This is a genomic window from Salinivibrio sp. YCSC6, assembly GCF_004916735.1.
In the GTDB taxonomy this organism is placed as follows: Bacteria; Pseudomonadota; Gammaproteobacteria; order Enterobacterales; family Vibrionaceae; genus Salinivibrio; species Salinivibrio proteolyticus.
The window spans coordinates 1,167,480-1,186,360 of sequence record NZ_CP039516.1 but is presented as its reverse complement, the minus strand read 5'-3'; the positions used below and the strand labels follow the sequence as shown (position 1 = coordinate 1,186,360).

The window sequence follows — 18,881 nt, the reverse complement described above, 5'->3', positions numbered from 1 at the left end:
CATGGCTGCAAAAGAGATTTTATATTCTGATGATGCTCGTCAAAAAATGCTACGCGGTGTCAATATCCTCGCCGACGCAGTAAAAGTGACCTTAGGGCCTAAAGGCCGTCACGTTGTGCTTGATAAGTCTTATGGCGCGCCAACCATCACCAAAGATGGGGTATCGGTTGCCAAAGAGATCACCTTAGAAGACAAATTTGAAAACATGGGCGCCCAAATGGTCAAACAGGTCGCGTCTAAAGCCAACGATGAGGCCGGAGACGGCACCACAACCGCAACCGTACTGGCTCAAGCGTTTATCAACGAAGGCTTGAAAGCGGTCGCATCGGGAATGAACCCCATGGATCTCAAACGCGGTATTGATAAGGTCACTGAGGCTGCCATCGCAAAGCTACGTGAAATGGCGAAACCGTGCAGTGAAAAGCACGCTATTCAACAAGTCGGTAGCATTTCAGCCAACAGCGACAACGACATTGGCGAACTCATTGCGCAAGCCATGGACAAAGTCGGACGTAATGGCGTCATTACCGTTGAAGAGGGCCAAGGGCTCGCGAATGAATTATCGGTCGTTGAAGGGATGCAATTCGACCGCGGTTATTTGTCACCCTATTTTATTACGCATCAAAACAGTGGCACCGTCGAGCTCGACAATCCTTACATCCTGTTAGTCGACAAAAAAATTAGCAATATTCGTGAACTGCTGCCAATCCTCGAGGCGGTAGCAAAATCATCACGCTCGCTACTGATTATCGCAGAAGATGTCGATGGTGAAGCCCTCGCGACCTTGGTGATCAACAATATGCGCGGCATTGTACGTACCGCCGCCGTCAAAGCGCCCGGATTTGGGGATAATCGCAAAGCCATGATGCATGATATTGCCGCATTAACCGCAGGTACGCTTGTCACCGAGGAGCTGGGCATTGCGCTTGAAGACGTCACGCTAGAGCAGTTAGGCAGCGCGAAAAAAGTCACCATCAGCAAAGACACCACCACCATTATTGACGGTGCCGCAGAGGAAAGTGCACTCAAAGATCGCATTGCGACTCTCGAAAGACAGCTTGAGAGCACCAGCTCGCAATACGACAAAGAGAAACTTCAGCAACGGATTGCCAAGCTCTCCGGGGGCGTCGCAGTGATTAAAATCGGTGCCGCGACCGAAATCGAAATGAAAGAGAAAAAGGATCGCGTGGATGATGCTCTGCATGCTACCCGTGCTGCGGTTGAAGAAGGGATCGTGGCCGGCGGCGGTGTCGCATTGATTCAAATCGCGCATGCTCTGCGTGATCTGACAGGTGACAACGACGATCAAAACGTGGGGATCCGGCTTGCCTTACGCGCCCTTGAAGAGCCTCTGCGTCAAATTGCGATAAACGCAGGTCACGAAGGGTCAGTGGTTGCAAACGCGGTCAAAGCAGGCAGCGATCAGTATGGCTACAACGCTTTAACCGGTGAATATGGCAATATGATTGACATGGGCATTTTGGACCCAGCGAAAGTCACGCGCTCGGCGCTCCAATTTGCAGCGTCCGTTGCCGGCCTCATGCTCACCACCGAAACGATGGTGACCGACACCAAGCACGCTGACTAATTTACGCGAACATCATTAACGACAAACACGACAGCGGGCTCGTTAGGGCCCGCTTACTGGATTATTGAGGCATGCAGTATGATGGGTTTACCCGCCTATTCTTTTTCAGTATCCGAAACCGCAACAACTCAAGCAATCGCGTCAAAATGGCCCGCAGCGATGTCATTTCCGCGCCTTAGCCAACGGCGAGAGTTCTTCCCGGCTAACACCTTATCGATCGCGGTAATAATGACGTTGTTAGCTGCCAGCATTGTGATGCGACAAAGCCAGCGTTATCACGTGGTTCACTAGACCGTCTTTCTCATTACCCGTTGGCAGACACCGACACACGCGATCCACAAGCAATCGCTAACGCATTATAAAAACCAGTGCGTCACAAAAATGGCTGACGGTATAGGCAGTTAAGGCTAAACTCGCTACGCTATTAAAGCGCAGGGGCAAGGCTCGGTTGGGCATTGGATTGCCGCTATCGATGCCCATCACAATCGCCAACAGGCAAGAGGAAAGAAACGTGAATTGGATAAAAACGTTATCGCATCGCCGTCAACGCATGAATACGATCATGCTAGTACTGGTAACTCCCCTTCTCTTTCTTCCGCCGGCCTATGCCGACCAAGCGCCGGCGCCGACTGAGCAAAGTGTCACGTCGAGCGATACCTCCTCATTAGCGCATCAAATAGCGCGCACCAAACAATATATTCAGACCCTTGTAGAAAGCCTTGAACAAGCAAAAGGCGATGACAAAGATGCGATTCAATTGCAGCTGTTTAACAAAAACGAGGAGCTAAGAGAGCTGCTCGCCGACGCCATCAAGCAACAAAGCTTGGATAACCCGCAGTTGGTTCAACTGGTCACGGCGCAACGGCGGTATACGCAAGATGCGTATCAATACATCACGGTCCGTCTCAATACCCTCAATGAGCAAATCACTCAAGCCAGCCAAGAGCAACGCTTACCACTCATCAATGAGTATGCGGAGCTACAGCAATACCTCAGTACTGTCTTTGAGGCGAGTTGGGAAAACATACGCTGGCTTGAGCAGCTCGATCAGCCGACACAGGAAACGCGAAACACCTTAGAGCAACGTCTTAACCAGCGTTTACGACTCCTTTCGGCATCTATCGACTACCTACGTCAGCAATACACAGCGCAAGAAAAACAAATCAAATCGAGTCCTGATTCCGAAAAACCCGCGTTACAGCTGACGCAGTTAAACACCCAACAACGACTGACTATCGCTACTGATGGCTTAAAGCGCACCTATCAGCTCGCCGATCAGTTGGGGATCGAAACCGCAGAATATAAACGCCAGCTATTTGGCGTTACCGGCAACATCACCCAGGATATTCTGGATGTGGATGTCGCGTATTCGATCCTCTCCCATTGGTCCGCAAATGCCCTGAACTGGGCAGAAGACAATGCACCACAGTTGGTTTTCCAGCTCATCATTTTTGTGCTGATTTTGTTGGTGGCAAAACTGCTCGCGAGATTCACCCGCTCCGTTGTGAAATCCGCGGTCGCCAATAAAAACTTTAAGTTCTCTCAGTTAATGCAAGACTTTTTCGTCTCGATGTCCGGCAAAGCCGTGTGGGTAATTGGGATCTTGGTCGGTCTCTCGCAGATTGGGGTCAATCTTACTCCGGTACTCACTGGTTTTGGTATCGCTGGGGTCATTATCGGCTTTGCGCTGCAAGATACACTATCAAACTTTGCTGCGGGGATGATGCTACTGATCTACCGCCCTTTCGATGTAGGTGATTTTGTCTACGCCGGTGGCGTGGATGGCAAAGTAGGCAATATGAGCTTGGTGAATACCACGATTCGCACGTTTGATAATCAAATTATCATTGTCCCGAACAGCAAAATTTGGGGCGATGTGATTAAAAACGTCACTCGAGAGCGGATTCGTCGAGTGGATATGGTGTTTGGTATTGGCTATAAAGATGACCTTCTTAAAGCAGAAGCCGTGCTCACCGAGATTGTCCAGTCACATCCTGCGGTACTTCGTACACCGGAGCCCATGATCAAAGTACATATTCTGAATACCTCCTCGGTAGATTTTATTGTCCGACCATGGGTGAAAACCGATGATTATTGGGACGTCTACTGGGATGTCACCAAAACAGTCAAATTGCGCTTTGATGAAGAAGGCATCTCGATTCCATTCCCGCAACAAGACGTCCATCTGAATTGGATCTCGACAGCGCCAGAGGCTCGGTCAGATCACTAACATGGCGCCGCAAATGGTTTACCTGTCGGTTTGCACTCAACGCTGCCAGTGGTAATCCATTTGCTTGGCCACGCGCTGGGCTAAATCCTCGCTGTGTAGATCAGCCACCAGCTGCAAACTCATATCAATACCCGCAGATATGCCCGCGGAGGTAAGATATTTTCCATCCCTCACCCAGCGCTTACCTGATACCACGCTTAATGGCGGATAAGCACGGTTGAGGTCGTCCATATCTTCCCAATGCGTGATCACCTTTCGACCATCGACTAATCCAGCCTCGGCCAGTATGAACGCCCCCGTACAGACAGAAGCCGTGCATTGAGTGATCGCATCTTGTTGCTTCACCCAATCGATCACCGACGGGTGAGTGACTTGCTCATGGTGAACGCCGCCGACAACCAGCAGCACATCCAGTGTGGGATGATTGGCGAGATGATAATCCGGCACGATACGCAAACCGCCGCGCGCGAGCAAAGGTGAGTCTTGTTCAGCAATCAGTCCAACCTGCCAACTGTCCGCGCCCAAACGTTTTGCGATGCTAAATACCTCAAAGGGGCCAGCAAAATCGAGCACCTCTGCGTGCTCATACACATAAATACCAATATTCATCGTTTGTCCTTACATCCATGTAAGTGTTGGTTTAAGGATGAGGAATAAACTTATCAAAGCGGCTCTCCATACAGGCACTGATATCGGTGGTGATAAACTCCCCCTGATAATACAAACTGAAAATGGTGGCCGGTGAAGGACATGCTTGTGCTTGGCTCAATGTCTCTAAATGATGCACTTCAAGCGGGATACCACGCTGCGCACAGCTCTGTTGTAGCGAGTTCAACACATGGTATTCCGCATAAGGACAACGATGGGAGTAATACGCCACACACCCTTCGGTTGATACATTGGCGGTATGAACGGATTCTCTAAATTGCGGTATTTCAGCTGCATCATTCAGCGGATAATACAACAGCACAAAGCCATTATGGGCCTCATCCGCCACATTGAAGCCTTGGCCTTTTAACCATTTTGTATCGCTCATAAAGTGGTATTTCTTTTTACCGACCACGGCGACTAAGCCTTGCTTATTTTGCTGTTTAGCCGCTTCAATGGCGTCAGTTAACAGTTGCTTGCCGTGTCCATGCCCTTTGTATTTCCCAGAGACCCAAAAGCAACCCAATGCCAGATAACCATCCGCTTGTATGGGCTGCCAAGCGGTCTCTGCTGGGCCATATTCGATAAAGACTTTGGCGCGTTCATCCAAACGGCGAAAACGGTATCCGCGCTGATACTCCTGCTTTAGCCACTGCTTTTTCGCCTGATAGCTGGCTTGGCACTTTTTATCCGAGAACGCACAGCAGATATGCGCATCATCCAAGGATGCTGGGGTTAAGGTTAAGTAGGCCATATTCACCTCCACACAGGTGTATTGATGGTATACCTTTTAACCTACCTTAACCGCATAGATGATGACTCCGCCTTGGTCACAAAGCCATCAATCTTATGAGGACGTCGCTGCGAGGCGTGTTTTCTTGCGCATCGACAATAAAAACATACCGATGCTGGCACACATAGCCATAGCGATAACAAGCGACCAAGTCACCGAATAACCGAACGTGTCGATGACATAGCCAATCAATACAAAGCTTGGCATCAGCAATAAGCTACGCAACGTGATCAATACCCCTTGAATACGACCGCGATGACTCGCCGGTGAGTTGTTAGCAAGATACACGCCTTCTTTGGTCAGGACCTTTACATGATTGATAAATTTATAAAAAATCGTCATTCACTAACGACCAATGGTGCGGCATGAGCTCGCGCACAGTTTTAAAAACTAGCTGGTTATCTGGCGTAGAAATCGCAGCTTTTGCGCGATTATTGTGCCCAAAAGAGGTAAATACGTGGCTTGCGCTTTTCTGTTTTTCGAAAAAACAAAATCCCTAATATGGTGGCTACGTTTCGACCTCTTCAGAGACACTTCGATGGATGATAACGCTCGGCAACTGCTTAATCACCTATGCCACGGCTATGACCAATTAGCACAACGTCACCAAACGCGCGCTTTTCCAGAGCTCTCTACCGCGATCAAGCACCCACTCGGCTATTGTCTGGTTCACTGCCCGATCGGTAGTCAGCGATTATCGATTGTTTCGCTACAATTTGCCCCCAACGTTCGCGGCCAAGGGGTGCTGACGGCGTTTATCGATTATATTCAAGCACATCCGCATCACTACCGCGGCATTGAAGTTGCCACCATTCAAAATCAAAGCTTAGCGAAACGGCTACTGGCTCTGGGTTGGCGATACAAGTCTGTCCTAACAAAACTATTTCGCGCCAACACACCCACCTTGGTGCATGATTTCTAATCAAAATACGGAAGTTTTCGCTAAGGTGGGTTCCTATTATTGCCGGCGTTTGCCAACCCTGAATGGCTTGTCCAGCGCCTCTATCAAAGACTGCTCTCATCGACGCCGAGCTCGGCTCGTTTCACTTTACTCAAGCCCTGACAAACAAGCTGATACGATTGCGCCACATAGTACTTTAAGTCTTCATCAAGCTCCCCAGTGGTATGGGTTTGTTGAATCCATTTCATACCCCGGTTAGCAAAATACGGCGCCGGTACGTAACCCTCAAGATCGCACAAAAAGGCATAATTCATTGGCGAGGTTTTAAAGGTAAACGCCGGTTGACCGCTTTTACTACTGGTGCCAATGGCGAAGACTTTCCCTCCCACTTTCCAGACGTCTGAGTTGCCCCACTGCACCACATGTGTCGCGGCCGTAAACGCGCTGCAATACTGATTAAATGTAGAATGGTCCATGTGGCTCTCCTTTCGACGCCTCAATGACAAGGTAGAAAACGGTATTGTCTCTATCACTTAAATGCTGCTGACAGCTTCTTAAGGTAGCCTTTTGCCAACGAGTTATTGCCACGGCTCAGCCATTTGATGCAATCAAAAAGCTCCCAAATCAGCCCTTCATCCCCGCTGGTGTAAACAGGAAAGTTCTCGTGCTTAGGGGCTGGCTCATCCGTCACTCGCGCGGGGACAATGTCTGCTTTATCAAATAAAACCATAAAGGGCTGCGTGAGCTGAAATGGTTCGCTCACGTCCAAACAATGGATTTCGGCACTGGTTAGATCCGTGAAAATATATTTTTTAAACATCGCCTGTTCATTGTGATCACCGGACAAGCAATAAAAAATGTCTTTCCCGGCCTCAAAGCGCGCAAAACATGACGCTGCCGAGCGATGAAAGCCGTGCTGTGTAAACACGACAATATCCGCATCGGACACGCGATCGCCTTTGCCTGCGGCGAGAGAGCCGACCAATACTGCCGCAATCACATCCTGCTCTGAAGCAAATGCGTCGCAGGCCGATTCAATCAATGCCTGCTGCAAAGGTAAATGCTGTCCATTTATGTCATCCTGAATCATAGTTATTTCCTTATTGTTTTGAACGAGCCGCAACGGCTGTTGGGCTTACTTAAAGCAGACTTCCGCCCAACGCGCTAAACCTGCGGTGACTGAGCCAAAGTAGTCACCACTCACTACAGGAATGTTCGGCAGCTCTGCTTGTACAGCCTCACGTAAAAAAGGCGAGCGTGCCGAGCCACCTGTCATAAAAATCACGTCAGGCTTTACACCGGCCTGAGCGACCACATCGTGCACTAAGGCGATCATCTTGCGTTTGGGCGCTTCAATCGCATCAATCATGTTATCGCGCGATATATCAACGTCCACGCGCTCGGAGAACAATTGAATACCCGCTCGGTATGCGGCTTGATCAGACAACGCAATCTTTGCTTCTTCCGCACGACGGACAATGTTGTGACCCAGTGACTCGTGATACACCTCAAGCAAACGGGTCAGTTTATGTGGCTCTTGCGCTTGCTTGTGCAGCCCTTTGAGCACCGCCAAATTTTCAAACGCATAGAAATCGTTTTGCGCTTGTACGTTGTTAATCGCGATAGGGTTGGAAAACTGCGTAATCGGCATTTCAATGCCAGATTCCATCTTGCTGCCCATCCCAAACGGGAACATCATTTGTTTGAATGCCAACGCAATATCTAAGTCATTGCCGCCAATACGCTGGCCTTTGTGCGCTAATAAACTTGCACTACGATCGCTACTACCGCGCCATGATGGCCCCATCTCAATCAACGAACAGTCTGTGGTCCCCCCACCGATATCGACCACCAGAACAATTTTGTCTTCGCTCAATGTGGCTTCATAGTCCAGGCCAGCCGCTACCGGCTCAAACTGAAATTCAATCTGTTTAAAGCCCGCCCGCTTAGCCGCATTGAGTAAAATAGCTTCGGCTTGGCGGTTTGCCGTCTCGCCTCCACGGCCTTGAAAGTTGATCGGCCGACCGATCACCGCATCATGAATACTCTGTTGGGTTTGGTGTTCGGCTTGCGTTTTGATGTTATCCATCATTGCGCATACGAGGTCTTCAAAAAACCGAAGCTGGGCATCACGTAAACCTGACGCGCCAAGGAAAGATTTAGGCGATTTCACGTAGTACATATCGCGCGGATCATCGAGATAGCGGTCGAGCGCCGCTTGACCAAACGCCATGTCCTCCGCCTCAAGTTCAATGCTTTCCTCTTGGTTTACATGAATGGCGCGGCGCAACATCTGCTCGCCAATCGTATCTAGCGGCTTGATACCACGGTGACGAAACAGATACTCAGACACAGATTCGCGCGTAGGTGCGGCAAGGGAGGAAGGAATAAACGTGCTGTCCCCTTCTAGACGCAACAGCGTCGGCTGACCGTTTTCAATCTTCGCCACCGAGCAATTTGCTGTACCATAGTCAAAGCCGATATACATAAATGCCTCTTACCGCAGAAAAAGTCGGCAATGCTACCTCAACCGTGGCGGGATTTCTAACATCCGTGTGCCCAAGCCAATCTGACTATCTGAGCCCGTGCCCCGCTATCCATTATCATCTTGGTGAACCTGAATTACACCTTGTCGGCAAAATAGGCCATGATTTCTGCAGTCGTCATAAATTATTTTTCACCATCTCTTTGATGGTTCTTGCCTTAACAAAATGATCTAACTGATGGGTCTGTATCCACCAGGTTGCGGCTTCCATCAACTGCTCTGGATCGTCATTTTTGTTTTTGAAGAACGCGTAAAATGACACACCGACATTCTCACCTTTCGCTTTGATTTTTTGATCACATACCGCCAGGATTTTCGCTCTTAGCTCCGCTCTCATACGCGCCCACTTCTATCCTTAAATGAATAAATTCTGCTCTAATTCTAAAAGGCGCTTTTTCAGTGACAGACCGCCACCGTAGCCAATAAGCTCCCCTTGGGTGCCGATAACCCTATGGCAAGGAATAATAATCGCCAACGCATTTGCCCCGTTAGCATTGCCAACCGCACGTACTGCGGCTTCATTACCAATCGATACTGCCAACTCTTGATACGTCACCCTGTCACCATATTGAATGTTGCTTAATGCATTCCATACCGACCGTTGGAAATCGGTACCCGCCAAGAGTAAAGGCAAATCGAAAGTTTTTCGCTCACCCAAAAAATATTCCTCGAGTTGAGCTTGAGTAGCCGCTAAAACATCATCGCTCTTTTCTACAAAATCAGCGTTAAGAATCCGTTTAATGCGCTCATCAACAGCACTTCTCATCTTGCGATATCGGAAGTCACACAAGCAAAGCTTACCTTGATAAGAACCAAGGATAAATTCGGCATAAGGATGTTTATAATACTGGATATTTACTGTGTTCATTGTGTCTCTTATAAATGATTTATCCATACCAATATGGATACTTGTCTTATCTGTTTTAACTTCTACGTTAATTACCCCTAAGTGTTTCTAAAATTCTCATACCATCGCTTTTGCAGCCACTGTAACCACCAAAAAACTATGGGTATTTTATGGGCATTTCGCAGTTGAACCCACGAATCCCTAGTTGCTTACGAAAAGAATGCATTTATGGTTGATATAATCAAACCCAATGCTGGTGCAAACAAACATAGAATTGCAAGAACGAATAGTACGAGAATACGTTTCCAAGACTTTGCTGCTTCTTGGGAAAATTTAACTGTCAACCAAGAATCCGAACCAACTAACATTGTATCTTCCTGATTCTTTACATACTTCTGTTTGTCATAAAGTGACATAAGCTAGACTCCACCTACCTACAGATGCTAGCACACGAGAGTCGGTGCTAGCTCCTGATGTTTGTTATGCGACGCGCACACCTACTTTTTCCAGTTTTTGACGGACGCTGTCGATTGACTCGTCATAACCGTGAACGATAATCGCTGTCTTCGCATTTACCTCTAGATATTGCATCTATTTGATTTCCTTAACTTATTGCATAAAAATGACATGAACCCCCTCTTACAACGCTGTCATATTAAGATGCGGCTTTGAATCTCAAGGTGAGACATATCACTATTTTTGGCTTTGCACTTGCTATACGCCAGTCTGTGCTCAAGTGGTGGATGACATCGTAACCATCAACTTCAATCAGCCTAAAGCTAGCTTTTAAAGAAAAGGAAAAAGTCCAGCGAGATTTCAATGATCTCGTTATAGCGGCCTAACAACCCCCACAAAGCTTGTCGATGATTCAGTCAAAGGCGTCTTTTTCCAATCTGCGTAACGTTCTACTAACTGCAGACCGTGTTGCTCAAGGCGATCGCCTATCTCGTCAATTGAACGATATTTCAGCTCGATATAGCTTTGATATTGCATACCATTTTCATATTCTCTTCTTACACGATGCAACATCGTATTACTTAACGTTGGGTGCCTGCTGTCCAAACCATATACATCGACGTTTTCTCCGCTGTAACTCGTGTAGGAAGACCAATATTCGTAATTATGTGTTGTTTCAAAGTACTTAGGACATGGAAGTCGACAATCAAATACAAAAAAACTATTTCCGTGCATGTGTTTTTTTACATTTTCGAGCATGGATGAAAGGTCTGTATCTGAAAGAAATGCTTGAAAGGCATTTCCCGTCATAATAATCAGATCAAAGACGCTTTTTAAGTCAAAACTTACGGCATCCTTTTCATAAAACGTAACATTACTAATATTTGATGACTTAGACTTCGCAAAATCAACCATTGAACGAGAAAAATCAATACCTACTGCATGAGATAACTTCTTTGATAATGTAATTGTTACTAGGCCAGTCCCGCAGCAGACATCTAGTAGGGATAAGACATTTCGATGAAGCATTAAATCCTGAAAGAACGATATTTCATCCGAATAGTAATTACCATACTGGGCATCGTATTCCTCACCTGACCAAAACTCACTTCTACTCTGCTTCAAAAGCTCTTTCCCTTGTACTTGAAAGTAATGTGGGGCTCGTTACCATTCTTCTCTGTGGAAAAAGGAGAAACGCAATAGTAAAGAAACCGTATACTTTTTTATATCTATCACTAATGCCAACGCACAAGAAAAATGCCCAGCATTACAATCTAATAAAAAAGCTTACATTACCAATTTTTTATATCACATGACCATATTATGATGTACGTTTTACAGCAACCACTGAAAAAATATGCCAATGCTTAGGGGCTCCAACCATTGTCGCGCCAGGCTCATCACGTTCTTTGAAACTGACTATTTCAAACTCTTCAAATAAGGGCTCAACTTGTTCTTTACTCAACGGAGCCGTCGGTAACCGAAAATTCGTTGCCCAAGTATCTCTAGGCCCCATAAAATCACCTACAAAAACACCACCAACCACGATAGAAGAAGCAAGTTTTCGCCATGTATTTTTAAACTCTACCGGATCAGCAAAGAACAAACTTGAGTTTGCTATCACTATGCCAGTAGAAGGATAATTGAAAGACTCAAAGGAGCACTCTGAAAGTTTAACCAGCGGCTTTGAACTAAACCTTTCTGAACATATCGCAATAGAGTCTGGATTAATATCAAAGCCATACACCCGATAGCCTTGCTGCTCTAGATACGCTATCTCACTTCCGGTTCCACAACCGCAATCAACAGCGGTTTTCAGTCCAGACTGATCCAACTCAATGGCGAGTTCAGTGCGTGAATTGTGGGGGCGTAACAATGATTTTTCGTAGTACTGACGCCAAGTTGCTGAAGTATCATCCATAACGTTCAATATTCCGATAAAGTGAGCCAAATTAAGGTGTGAACAACGCTTATTCCTTAGCTAATCCACTGTACGTAAGTACCAAAGCTGATTAAAACTGAAAATGCCAGACGCTGAAGATTTCTCTTAAAAACTTTGCCAGTTGCGTTCTAACCACTCCGAACGCAGCATCCCATATTTAACTGAATCGTAGTACTTACCCTCGTAGTAACGAACTTTCCGCAATCTAGCTTCTTGCTGGAAGCCTAATTTCAATGCTAGCGACATCATGCGAGGATTACCCGACCAAGTTGTCATACCAACGCGCTCAATTTCTTTGGTATTAAATAAGTGTGAAACCCAGAGAGGAATGGCTCGTGCTGCGATACCTTTCCCCCAATATGCAGAATCATAAATAATAATACCAGCTTCAAGCCAGCGAGTTTCTTCACACTCCCAGTAAAAATTTACTGTCCCAACAGGTACATCATCCACAGTGATTACCTGTAAATCTGAACCATTTAATAATCTTTGAAATGAAGATTTCTCAAATTGTTCTAGTGATGGATGTGTGTAAGGAAAGTAAGGGCCATTAAACTTTGTCCATTCATCATTTGAAATAACCAAAGAATGGAGAGATTCCAGTTCGTCTTCCTTGGCTGGTCTTATTTCTATTTCCATATATCCCTTAATAATTCTCGATTCTTTGTAACAAACTAACGAATGATATAATTCCCTCTCTTGATGCTCTACCATACTTAGGTGCGGCAGAGCGACGTGTTGAATAAGAACCTCGCCGAAATATAAAAATTGATGACATACACTTTTGTTATGGCGCTCGATTTTCAGTCAGTTCCTGTATGTCGATTAAATCCACTTCTCTTTTCAGTAAGCACTTGTACTTTATTAACTCGTCTTTAGGGATTACTGGCACTTCGACATTTTGGTAACACATTGAAACCGAGTTAGAAAAATCAATTTCTAACCTGTGCCATGAACCATCAAGAGCCGATTTAATTCTAGTTCCTTTAGACAAACCAACTTCGATTTTTTGAGAATGGTAGATTAATTGGAAATACTCTAAATCCCAACCGTATTCCACGTAATGCGTTAAAGGTTTGGAGACATATGAACCAACCTTTGCTAAGAGTGTTTCTGCATTGGCATTGTGGATAAACAAGTCAATGTCCGAAACTTCTCGGGTACCACCGTAAATTTTTGCAGCCAAACCACCAACAATTTGATAGTCAATTCGCTCTGATTCCAAGATCTCCTTAAACCAAATCAATGCTTCTTTTACCCTATCGCTCATCTTGAGTACCTAGTTAGTTTGATCGTGCGCTATAATTCCAGCATAATACGTTGCTACTATGCAGGCTTAGCTGAGTTTTAACGCCTTAATCACTGAAAATAAAGACAAACTGACAATGCCGATTGTAGCAAATCGTGTCGATGCATTTGTTATAACACTTACGTCCACTTATCGAATTACTAACTCGTGAGTGGTTGTATCGAATACGCCAATACAATTTTTATCGAAGGGTAATTGAGCAATAATATCACCATGACTTGAGATTATCTTACTACCGCCTAACCCTTTATCATTGGAGTTATTCAAAGAATTAGGCCAATTACATTGAATAACCATAGCAGAGAGTGATTGAGCTATCTTTTTTGAGCCCTCCTCATAATTTGTATTTTCAGTGTTTACGGAGAATTCAGATTGCCCAATATAGCTTGGCCATAGAATGTAAGACGGCGATTGAACTGATAATTGTTCAACAACCCAATTAAAGTCGCTTGCCTCACGACACAAATAAGAGCTGAACGTCCCAAGTGGATGTTCCAAAATACTACGCTTATCACCAGATTCAAAAAATGTACACTCACTTGGAGTTAGCCCTACTTTTCGCCAAACTATCTCTAAAGCTCCCATCTCATTAATAGCAGAATACACATTATAAACCTTATTATTTTCATTTAATGGGTAGCCGATGAAGACCAATGTATTTGACAGTTGGCATTGAATTGAAATTTCATTCAGTGCATTTTCGATCAAATTTTTCTGTGCCTGATTTTTAATATCTCGATGGAAACCAGTAATTGCCAGTTCAGGAAACACAAGAACATCCAAGTCATGATTCTTGTTAACGACATTACAAATCGTTTTTGTGTTCCCCTCAACAGTCCAATCCATAGGCATTTGGGCTATACCTACTTTCAACGAACACCCCACTAACTATAAAAAATGAACCGGTGTTATAACGCCGCTATCTAGCGAGTCCCCTCATAAATATCTTTTGAAACAATGAAGCAGACACGCATCGCTCCCTCTGAACGAATGAATTTCGCCAAAAACACACTCGATACAGACAGATTCAATAGCGATGCTAACGATGCATGATGACCAAACCCTACTACAAACACTGTCAAAACAGTGTCCCAAAACTCACAAAAAACGGCTTATTTCTCTTACTCTTGCCACTAAAACCTTACTCGACGGTGCTGATTTACCCCAAACCAGCCTAGGCGTGCGCTTAAGACGCAAACCTCAGTTAAACATGCGATTAAACATATAGACCGCCTGTTAGACAATACACTTTTGTATCAAGAGAAAAATCTCATTTATCGCGGGCATGCGCATCTGATTACGCACGCAAATCCTTAACTCGTTCCCACGCTCCTGCGTGGGAACGGGAAGTAATGTCTAATGGCCCTGTTACATGATTGGCAGGCAGCGGTGAGACCGCAGTAAGAGACCTTCTATATGTGTTTGCCGTAAGCAATGACTTAATGGCGGAAATGACAGAACGAAGTAGACGACTTTGTTGTTCGAGAGCATTGGCTGCTGCGCAGCCAAAAAAATGCTATTGCCTATTGAACAGAGAAGGGCTCATGTGTGTTATGTGAATTTATCTAAAGCATACGTTTCCAGATTCTCAACGTTACCGTAAAGGCTAACTGTTGGTTCTAGAGTCATACCTAACTTCTTGATTATTGCTAAAGAAGGTAAATTATCTTTCAATGCTACTCCATAAATTTTTGAATGTTTACCTACGCGGAAAGTTTGTTCCAAAACTGCATATGCAGCTTCAAAAACATACCCTTTGCCCTGATAACTAGGAGCTATAGCGTATCTAATATCACTAAATTCTGAATTTTCACAGAATTCAACTCCGGCATAACCTATTTTAGTTTTAGGTTCATTTTTAAGGGTGATTACATAAGAGCCAAATCCATGCTCCCAATGCTTAACTCGGTTTGTTACATGTAACTGAATTTCTGAATCTGTATACGCTCGCCCTTTAGGAAGAAACTTTGTCAGTTCATCAGAACCTAATATTTGGGAATATATGTCCAAATCACAGTGAGTGACCGGGGAAAGTATCAGATTCGGTGTTGTGATCATAAATATCCTCATTCATATAACGAATGACATGGATTCCCCCTCTTGAAGATCTGCCCACTGAGGTGCGGCCTTTAATACCGGAGGTAACCATGTCTACTCAATTCTTTTGTGGCGTTGATCTCGCCAAGCACCACTTTTCTCTACACGCGGTGGGCGAACACGGAAACGACATTCCCATACATCTCTTTCACACGTTAAGTTATTAAACATTCAAAGCGGCGCATCCTGATTGGTTGCCACCGGAAAGCCAAAAAAAGTCGCCATTATTGCCTGTGTGCGTAAGATGGTAGTGATCTTAAATTCGATGCTCAGAGACGGCGTGATGTGGGATAAAAATCTCGCTAAATTTTAGGATTGACGACATACTCGTTTGTTAGAGTGCATTTTCGAACGTTACTTTTGCATCAAATTTACTAGTAACCGTCTGATATAATTGACCATTAACAAAGTGCAGGGCGGCATAATCGCTAATACCATAGCACGGTACACTACTGTTATTTTGAGAAAAATCAGAAAATAAGTCAGCTTTTTCATCACTGCCATTAAAATGAGCTGAGGCTAGACCACGCACGAAACCCAAGCCGTCAATAATTGTATATTCTTCGGGATTGCTGTCGGTGATGCCTAAGTCAAACCAACATATAGCCCCTGCACTCATACCGCACAATACCACACCATTTTCGTAGCATTCTTTGAGTATTGTATCTATGCCCCACTCTCGCCAGATAGCTAACATTGAACGGGTATTACCGCCCCCAACATATATAACGTCTTGCTCTTGCAGCTTTGTGCGCCAATTGGAGTCTGGTTTGAACAATGGAAAATGGGTCAAATTACAACTAAGACCTGAATCGTAAAAACGTTGAATAGCTTCTTCTGCGTCACCAGTTGCTGTAGAAAGATAGCAAACTTTTGGTTCACGCTTGCCCGTAAGTTCAAGTGCATAACGGTCTAATTTGCTGTGTTTTTCTCCCATCATCCAACCACCACCGCCTAAAACAACGATGTGTTTATCCATAAACTATACTCCTATGTTGAACTCGGCACTCTAACGCCCCGCTAAACGGCGAGCGGTAGCGAGTCCGGTGGAGGCCACGCTTTTTGTGGCCGGAACGAATTTGAGCGGCTTGTTATAAGGCACTTGCACCATAGTTAATTTGCTCTGTTCATTTCCTTTGCCCGATCATAGCAAGCACCACACAACAAAGTTACACCAGCGAACTCTTCGGATTCATCATTCCATTCTCCGCCAGTGCTATTAACTTTATCCTCGCAAGCATTACACCACGAATCTGGTCGCTCATCGCCTGGTTCCGCCTCAGCCAACCAAAATCCTCTAGGCTTTCCGTCTCGCAGGCTTTGAACAATATGTTGGCATACATACGTTGCTTGTTGTTTTCCGTGTGTACAACATTCAACGAACTGCTCTTCTTCGCTCATATCTCGAAAGCCTTATAACGCCTATAGCACGCGCGAGTTTACGAGTCGCCGCGCCTATTATTGTTAGTATTCTATTGATTTTACGTAAAGCATAGTCGGCAATCCATCCCAAAGGTCTTTAGTCTGGAACAATCTCTTAAAACCATAATTTTCGTAAAATGCTCTAGTTTTCTTATATCCTGGGTGCGGCACTTGATCACCCAATGTTTTGACATGAAGGAAGTCAAAGCCTTTCTCTTTGGCAAGATTTTCAGCAGAGAGCATCAGTTTCTTTCCTAAGCCTTTACGATGATTCTTTAAGCTTATTGCCATTGAATAAATTTCTGCTGTGGACTCGAAGTGCCAGTCAATTGAAATAACGCCTTCAACTTGACCATCTACGATTGCGACGAACGCTCCATCTTCACTTAGTTGGTTTGCATAGTCGGAATTAATTTCTTCACTACCAAACCAGCCATCAAGCTCATTAAAAATTTCAAAACAGCGTGCTTTATATTCACTTTTATAAGGATGAATCATACACTTCCTTAAAATACTAACGCTAAGCTAAGTGGCTAACAAACTTGGCATAAACCCAAATTGAACACCATAAACACTTAACTCAATAAAACCCCAAATGCCAAACGTTTGTTAGTCCGTCTTGAGCGCCTTGTTAAAACGATTTATAGCTTCCCAGATTGTCGTTTTGCTAACTGAAATTCTAAGACTCCTTTTGCTACACCATCAGAACCAGGAAACAGTGTTGTAGCAGAAGTATTAAATTTATGACATCTAAACAGTAACTCTCCTGAATATTTTTTAGGTAAAGTAACCTTGTATGCCCGTATTTTCTCATTGTCTAAAAGCAAATTATCAATTTTAGATAATTCATCATTGGGAGAGAATAAACTACGATGCCCACTGTGTTGGGGTTCTTTGTGAAGTAAAAACAACCCCTTTTGTGCGGCCAAATTGCAACTAACACTCCCAGCTACAGATATAGTTTCTAATCCAACTTTTTTTAATTCATTTTCATCATTGTCAATCACCCAAACAGCCAATTGACCATCAGAGTCTTTTAATGATAACGCTTGTGAAGCAGCAAAATACATTCCAACAATTGGGTTTTTACTCCAATCTAATAATCTTGTCGGAATCCCATGATGTTGAACCATAGCCAAAATAGGATGAAATTCTTCAGAAGGCCAGCCTTGCAAATAATCAGAATAACGCTCGATAAATTTACTAAAACTCATATTTTCTCTGAGTTTAGAATGATCATATGGAATTTGTATTCCTTGATCATCACACCCCCAAAGAAATTCATGAATAAACATAAATTCCAATAAAATAACATGCTCTGTTCTTTTGTAATCGCTAGTTACTCTCGCATATTTTTCGATGATATCATTTCTAAAAACAGATGGCGTTAAGTGCCAATCTGCACATGCCTGTCCTCTGAAAATTGGTCTTCTAATTTCACTATACAACGGTCCAATTGGAGACAAATATTCCCAGAATTCATCTAAAGAAGTCATGTTTTTTTCTATGATACTCATGTGATCCCCAATCGTTTTAACATTGTAATAGTGCGCGTGCTCGATTTGTCAAAATCGTTATACGCCCTGTTTTATCCATAAACCACTGATACAAATACATTTTTTATCTACCTCATCAAGCTCTCTTCGGTGATAGTATGCATGCCGCCTATCTCGGTTGAGGTATTCACATTATCCCCGCGCTTGTACTTTTAACCGATTGATTATTCGTGTTTTTATTTTTTCGCCTAGGAAAAGTGTGAATCTGTCATGAGAAAGCGTGCATCCATGTGGGCGCTTTTGTTGCGTTCCACGCTACCGCCCTTCGGTTGGCGGCGTCCAAAAGGCCATGTAAGAGACAGAAATATAAAGAACTAGCGTACCAGAGTGCAGAATAGCTGTTTAGACACAAGCGCCTAAAATGTTGGTGAGGTCAGGATTTGGATGTTTGCGGAGGCATAGATGCAAAAAAGCCGCTGATAAATCAGCGGCTTTTCAGTATGTGGCGGAGAGATAGGGATTTGAACCCTAGAAGGGCTATTAACCCTTGCCGGTTTTCAAGACCGGTGCTTTCAACCACTCAGCCATCTCTCCGGAACGGGGCGTA

22 protein-coding genes, 1 tRNA gene and 3 pseudogenes are annotated in these 18,881 nt (G+C 44.6%); 6 read left to right on the top strand and 20 right to left on the bottom strand.

Annotation, left to right across the window (positions count from 1 at the left end):
• Position 1 precedes the first annotated feature (1 nt).
• From groL to E8E00_RS05455, 3 genes are all read left to right on the top strand, one after another.
• A complete protein-coding gene (gene groL, locus E8E00_RS05465) occupies positions 2-1,588 on the top strand; it encodes a chaperonin GroEL (protein ID WP_096628775.1) in 1,587 nt (528 codons plus the stop codon).
• A 78-nt stretch (positions 1,589-1,666) separates the two neighbouring features.
• The gene (locus E8E00_RS05460; protein WP_096628777.1) at positions 1,667-1,879 is read left to right on the top strand and encodes a hypothetical protein; all 213 of its coding nucleotides are present in this window, start codon (positions 1,667-1,669) and stop codon (positions 1,877-1,879) included.
• 271 nt (positions 1,880-2,150) lie between these two features.
• Entirely contained in the window at positions 2,151-3,818 is a 1,668-nt protein-coding gene (locus tag E8E00_RS05455) for a mechanosensitive ion channel family protein (RefSeq protein ID WP_205907396.1), read from the top strand.
• A gap of 36 nt (positions 3,819-3,854) precedes the next feature.
• On the opposite strand, the gene E8E00_RS05450 is transcribed toward E8E00_RS05455, so the two are convergent.
• The 4 genes and pseudogenes from E8E00_RS05450 to E8E00_RS17300 form a co-directional block, all read right to left on the bottom strand.
• Entirely contained in the window at positions 3,855-4,427 is a 573-nt protein-coding gene (locus tag E8E00_RS05450; protein ID WP_096628779.1) for a DJ-1/PfpI family protein, read from the bottom strand.
• Between the two features lie 31 nt (positions 4,428-4,458).
• Entirely contained in the window at positions 4,459-5,220 is a 762-nt protein-coding gene (locus tag E8E00_RS05445; RefSeq protein ID WP_096628782.1) for an N-acetyltransferase, read from the bottom strand.
• A gap of 93 nt (positions 5,221-5,313) precedes the next feature.
• Positions 5,314-5,601 carry a hypothetical protein gene (locus tag E8E00_RS05440; protein WP_096628784.1) on the bottom strand — a complete coding sequence of 96 codons (288 nt, stop codon included), beginning with the start codon at positions 5,599-5,601 and terminating at the stop codon, positions 5,314-5,316.
• A pseudogene (locus E8E00_RS17300) lies at positions 5,585-5,683 on the bottom strand (cytidine deaminase); the annotation flags it as partial. The gene E8E00_RS05440 and the pseudogene E8E00_RS17300, both read right to left, overlap by 17 nt.
• A 114-nt stretch (positions 5,684-5,797) precedes the next feature.
• On the opposite strand from E8E00_RS17300, the gene E8E00_RS05430 reads away from it, so the two are divergent.
• A complete protein-coding gene (locus E8E00_RS05430) occupies positions 5,798-6,181 on the top strand; it encodes a hypothetical protein (protein ID WP_077459350.1) in 384 nt (127 codons plus the stop codon).
• An 83-nt stretch (positions 6,182-6,264) separates the two neighbouring features.
• On the opposite strand, the gene E8E00_RS05425 is transcribed toward E8E00_RS05430, so the two are convergent.
• From E8E00_RS05425 to E8E00_RS05370, 11 genes are all read right to left on the bottom strand, one after another.
• Positions 6,265-6,636: an MmcQ/YjbR family DNA-binding protein gene (locus E8E00_RS05425; protein WP_096628787.1), complete on the bottom strand. Its 372-nt coding sequence runs from the start codon at positions 6,634-6,636 to the stop codon at positions 6,265-6,267.
• Between the two features lie 53 nt (positions 6,637-6,689).
• A complete protein-coding gene (locus E8E00_RS05420) occupies positions 6,690-7,250 on the bottom strand; it encodes a nucleotidyltransferase domain-containing protein (RefSeq protein ID WP_096628790.1) in 561 nt (186 codons plus the stop codon).
• A gap of 45 nt (positions 7,251-7,295) precedes the next feature.
• Positions 7,296-8,648, bottom strand: a complete 1,353-nt coding sequence (yegD, locus tag E8E00_RS05415; RefSeq protein ID WP_096628792.1) for a molecular chaperone — start codon at positions 8,646-8,648, stop codon at positions 7,296-7,298.
• Between the two features lie 175 nt (positions 8,649-8,823).
• Complete coding sequence (locus E8E00_RS05410; RefSeq protein WP_077481137.1) at positions 8,824-9,042, bottom strand: DUF6500 family protein; 219 nt, start codon at positions 9,040-9,042, stop codon at positions 8,824-8,826.
• Positions 9,043-9,060: 18 nt separating this feature from the next.
• The gene (locus E8E00_RS05405) at positions 9,061-9,573 is read right to left on the bottom strand and encodes a methylated-DNA--[protein]-cysteine S-methyltransferase (protein WP_096628795.1); all 513 of its coding nucleotides are present in this window, start codon (positions 9,571-9,573) and stop codon (positions 9,061-9,063) included.
• A gap of 807 nt (positions 9,574-10,380) precedes the next feature.
• Positions 10,381-11,133 (bottom strand): class I SAM-dependent methyltransferase, encoded by a 753-nt coding sequence (locus E8E00_RS05395; RefSeq protein WP_096628800.1) that lies wholly within the window; start codon positions 11,131-11,133, stop codon positions 10,381-10,383.
• Positions 11,134-11,329: 196 nt separating this feature from the next.
• Complete coding sequence (locus E8E00_RS05390) at positions 11,330-11,929, bottom strand: methyltransferase domain-containing protein (RefSeq protein WP_096628803.1); 600 nt, start codon at positions 11,927-11,929, stop codon at positions 11,330-11,332.
• A gap of 126 nt (positions 11,930-12,055) precedes the next feature.
• Positions 12,056-12,589: a GNAT family N-acetyltransferase gene (locus tag E8E00_RS05385; RefSeq protein WP_096628805.1), complete on the bottom strand. Its 534-nt coding sequence runs from the start codon at positions 12,587-12,589 to the stop codon at positions 12,056-12,058.
• Between the two features lie 148 nt (positions 12,590-12,737).
• Positions 12,738-13,220 (bottom strand): MazG-related protein, encoded by a 483-nt coding sequence (locus tag E8E00_RS05380; protein WP_096628808.1) that lies wholly within the window; start codon positions 13,218-13,220, stop codon positions 12,738-12,740.
• A gap of 168 nt (positions 13,221-13,388) precedes the next feature.
• Positions 13,389-14,132, bottom strand: coding sequence for a nitrilase-related carbon-nitrogen hydrolase (locus tag E8E00_RS05375; RefSeq protein WP_136588366.1), 744 nt, complete (start codon positions 14,130-14,132; stop codon positions 13,389-13,391).
• A 678-nt stretch (positions 14,133-14,810) separates the two neighbouring features.
• Positions 14,811-15,317, bottom strand: coding sequence for a GNAT family N-acetyltransferase (locus E8E00_RS05370; protein ID WP_096628817.1), 507 nt, complete (start codon positions 15,315-15,317; stop codon positions 14,811-14,813).
• Between the two features lie 89 nt (positions 15,318-15,406).
• On the opposite strand from E8E00_RS05370, the pseudogene E8E00_RS17490 reads away from it, so the two are divergent.
• Positions 15,407-15,522 (top strand): annotated as a pseudogene (locus E8E00_RS17490) (IS110 family transposase); the annotation flags it as partial.
• A 24-nt stretch (positions 15,523-15,546) separates the two neighbouring features.
• Positions 15,547-15,669: pseudogene (locus tag E8E00_RS05360) on the top strand (IS110 family transposase); the annotation flags it as partial.
• Between the two features lie 21 nt (positions 15,670-15,690).
• Here E8E00_RS05360 and E8E00_RS05355 read toward each other — a convergent pair.
• From E8E00_RS05355 to E8E00_RS05335, 5 genes are all read right to left on the bottom strand, one after another.
• A complete protein-coding gene (locus E8E00_RS05355) occupies positions 15,691-16,335 on the bottom strand; it encodes a peptidase E (protein ID WP_096628820.1) in 645 nt (214 codons plus the stop codon).
• 134 nt (positions 16,336-16,469) lie between these two features.
• Complete coding sequence (locus E8E00_RS05350; protein ID WP_136588365.1) at positions 16,470-16,757, bottom strand: hypothetical protein; 288 nt, start codon at positions 16,755-16,757, stop codon at positions 16,470-16,472.
• Positions 16,758-16,820: 63 nt separating this feature from the next.
• Positions 16,821-17,276 carry a GNAT family N-acetyltransferase gene (locus E8E00_RS05345; RefSeq protein ID WP_077663549.1) on the bottom strand — a complete coding sequence of 152 codons (456 nt, stop codon included), beginning with the start codon at positions 17,274-17,276 and terminating at the stop codon, positions 16,821-16,823.
• A gap of 143 nt (positions 17,277-17,419) precedes the next feature.
• On the bottom strand, positions 17,420-18,295 hold the full coding sequence (locus tag E8E00_RS05340) for an FRG domain-containing protein (RefSeq protein ID WP_096628823.1): 876 nt from the start codon (positions 18,293-18,295) through the stop codon (positions 17,420-17,422).
• 482 nt (positions 18,296-18,777) lie between these two features.
• A tRNA-Ser gene (locus E8E00_RS05335) sits at positions 18,778-18,868 on the bottom strand.
• Positions 18,869-18,881: the final 13 nt, after the last annotated feature.